The following is a 3,527-nucleotide window of genomic DNA, read 5'->3' as shown; positions in this document are numbered from 1 at the left end:
TCCCCAGTCACCAGTCCCCAGTCCCCAGTCCCCAGTCACCAGTCACCAGTCCCCAGTCCCCAGTCCCCAGTCACCTTTACTCAGGACTGGTTGTTTCTGCTTCTGTAGCCGGTTCTGCTTCTGAATCAGTTTCCTCTTCTGTGCTTAAAGAACCTTCGGGTACAAGTTCTATGGATGAGTTAGCCAGCAACCAATCCATGATTTTCTCATTTACTAGCTGTGCTTCTACCAAAGATTGCAGTCTTACTGCATCTATATCTTCATCAGCGTACTCTTCTAAGAGTTCTTTAACTTTAGCGTTGACTTCCTCAACTGTGGCTGTGATTGATTCCCGTTTACCGATTTCTTCTACAGCCAAAGAACGTTTAAGGCGTTCTACTGCGTCTGGTTCTGAACGATCGCGCAATTGATTCAGGATTTCTTGGGTGAGAAACTTTCTCACATCCATTCCCTGCTCTGACAATTTCATGATTGTCTGTTTGATCATGACATCAACTTCGTTATCTATCAAAGTTTTTGGCAAATCAATTTCTACGTGCTTGAGCAGTTCCGCTAATAAAGCTTCTTGCTGATTGGTTTTGGTTTGCTCTTGGGCTTCTTTTTGATAACGTTCTTCTAAGGATGCCCGTAATTCTGCTAAAGTCTCAAAATCACTGACTTCTTGAGCAAAGTCGTCATCTAATGGTGGTAGTTCTTTTTCCTTAATTTCTTTGAGTGTGACTGTAAACAAGGCAGCTTTACCCGCCAAGTCTGGACTCGCATAAGGATCTGGGAACTGGGCGGAAATTTCTCTGGTTTCTCCAGGGTTCATTCCTACCATACCGACTACAAAACCAGGGATAAATTTATCTTCCTGCAACTCGACTTGAAAATCTGCTGCTTCTCCTCCTGGAATGGGTGTAGGTTCTGCTGCCTCGTCTTCACCTTCACCTTTAGCCAACACACCTTTAAAATCTACTACTGCCACATCTCCTATTTGGGCTGCTCTTCCTTCTACGGGAATTAATGTGGACATTTTCTGCCTTTCCTGATCTAACACTGTATCCACCCGTGTTGGATCATGTTTGATTTCTTCAGCTTTGACTTGGAATCCTGTATACTGCTGGATTTTGATTTCTGGTTCTACATCCACCGCCGCAGCAAAGGTCAAGGGTTCTCCAGGTTTATAATTATTAATCAAATCATCAAAGGATGACACTAATCTCGGTTGGCCAATAGCCTTAATGTCTTCTTGTTTGACTGCTTGCTCTACAACTTCGGGAATTAGTTCTTCCAATACCGATGCTTTGATGCGACTGCTTCCTAGACGCTGTAATAATACCTGCCGGGGTGCTTTGCCTTTGCGAAACCCAGGAAGATTTACAGTAGCACTTAAATTTTTGATTACCTGTTCGTATTTTTGTTGGGTAACTTCCGCTGTAATTTCTATTTCTAGTCCAATTTGGCTTTTTTCAAGTTTTTCCTGGGTTACTTTCATGCTTTGTCTCTGTTTTTTGGTGTTGTCATTTTTGATAGTACACACAAGCTGCGTATATCTCGCTTATTAACTTGATGTGCAACACAAAACTTATACTAATCGCTCATATTAAGATTAATAGAGGGATTTTTAGGTTATATATCAGTTTTGTGCAGTTGATGGATTTTTTGACGAAATCAGACAAAATAATTAAATATAATTAAATAATTAGCTATCCAGTAATCGTCTTTTAAGCATCCTCAACTCCGGGCTTAGGGGCTGCGCTCTTCAGCAGATATCTAGTTTACTGCCAATAGCACAGAAATTTACAGATCCTTCCAGTTTTTCTGCTATATCTTTACTGATAGGATATCTCAGTCGATTTTTCAGAAGTTTTCATTTAAACGTTGTTTAGTCCTAAAAAATCTGCTTAATGATCTTTAATTGATGGCTGTTACTGCGGTCATGATAGGTTAGACGCAAAATGTTACCCAGATTGTTCAGGTTGTGATATCCTGTCAACATGGTAGATTCTCATGGTAGCACTGTTGCCTAACAATACTTGTCTGCTCTCAAGAGAGAAGGATAAGATCAAACCCCCAATCTCAAACCCAGTAACCGCTTCCCAAACCTACTCACCACTGGGAGATGGTTAACTAAGCAGTCTGGTGTTGCCAAGGTTGTACCATTGATTCTATCAACCTAATTAATGGTTAGCCTATTCATTTTACCCTTAGTTTGGAGTTTGTTGTATGGTAGTGTATAATTCAAAGTAATACAGGTTAAATGGTAACTATTGTCAAATAAAATCAAAATATAAATAAAATATCCTAAAATCCAAATTCTTTAGATATTATAGATATCTACTAAATTAGAAAAAAACTCATTAAGTATTCAAACTTCTTTGATTGCTCAATGTTGCCATTATAGATATTTTGAGTATTAGAAAAAACTTAGTAACCTTAGTAACCTCTTAAAGGAGAAGTCCAATTTGTCTAAATCCTATCGTGTAGCTATTTTGGGTGCGACTGGTGCTGTAGGTACGGAGTTGCTGGAATTACTAGAAAGTCGTAATTTCCCCCTGGCGGATTTAAAATTGTTAGCATCAGAACGCAGTGCAGGAAAGACGCTCAAGTTTAAAGGCGAAAATCTTGTAATTGAGGCAGTCAGCGATCGCTCTTTTGCAAATGTTGATATTGTCTTAGCTAGTGCTGGTGGTGGAACTTCCAAAACCTGGGCTGGGGTAGCTGTAGACAAAGGAGCAGTGGTAATAGATAACTCTAGCGCCTTCCGTATGAACCCGGATGTACCTTTGATAGTTCCAGAGGTGAATCCCCAAGCCGCAGCCGAGCATAAAGGCATTATTGCCAATCCTAACTGCACCACAATTTTAATGACGTTGGCAGTTTGGCCACTGCATCAAGTAAAACCAGTAACAAGGATTGTAGCGGCTACTTATCAATCTGCCAGTGGTGCTGGTGCAAAAGCAATGGAAGAAGTGAAAATTCAATCCAGTGCTATATTACAAGGACAACAACCAGTAGCTGAAGTGTTACCTTATCCGTTGGCGTTTAATTTATTTCCCCATAATTCCCCAATGACAGATTTGGGGTACTGTGAGGAAGAGTTAAAAATGGTCAACGAAACTCGGAAAATATTTGGTAGTCAAGACATCAGAATTACTGCTACTTGTGTACGGGTTCCCGTACTCCGCGCCCATTCTGAAGCAATTAACCTGGAGTTTGACACACCTTTTAGTCCAGATGAAGCAAGAGCAATTTTAAGCAATGCGCCTGGTGTGAAATTGGTGGAAGATTGGCAAAAAAATTATTTCCCCATGCCTATAGAAGCTAGTGGTAAAGATGAGGTTTTAGTCGGCAGAATTAGACAAGACATTTCTCATCCTTGTGGCTTAGAATTATGGTTGTGTGGCGATCAAATCCGTAAAGGTGCGGCTTTAAATGCGATACAAATCGCCGAATTATTAGTAGAAAAAAATCTACTTCAGAATGGGTGATTGGGGAAGAGGTGACTGGGGACTGGGGACTGGTGACTGGTGACTGGGGACTGG

At 40.7% G+C, this 3,527-nt stretch carries 2 protein-coding genes; one reads left to right on the top strand and one right to left on the bottom strand.

Features of this window, described 5'->3' with window-relative positions:
* Positions 1–76: 76 nt before the first annotated feature.
* The gene (gene tig / locus PN497_RS18175) at positions 77–1,477 is read right to left on the bottom strand and encodes a trigger factor (RefSeq protein WP_096570083.1); all 1,401 of its coding nucleotides are present in this window, start codon (positions 1,475–1,477) and stop codon (positions 77–79) included.
* Positions 1,478–2,447: 970 nt separating this feature from the next.
* Here tig and PN497_RS18170 point away from each other — a divergent pair.
* The gene (locus tag PN497_RS18170) at positions 2,448–3,473 is read left to right on the top strand and encodes an aspartate-semialdehyde dehydrogenase (protein WP_096570085.1); all 1,026 of its coding nucleotides are present in this window, start codon (positions 2,448–2,450) and stop codon (positions 3,471–3,473) included.
* The last annotated feature ends 54 nt before the right edge of the window (positions 3,474–3,527 follow it).

It is taken from the genome of Sphaerospermopsis kisseleviana CS-549, assembly GCF_028329225.1.
In the GTDB taxonomy this organism is placed as follows: Bacteria; Cyanobacteriota; Cyanobacteriia; order Cyanobacteriales; family Nostocaceae; genus Sphaerospermopsis; species Sphaerospermopsis kisseleviana.
This window is presented reverse-complemented; position numbering and strand designations above follow the sequence as displayed.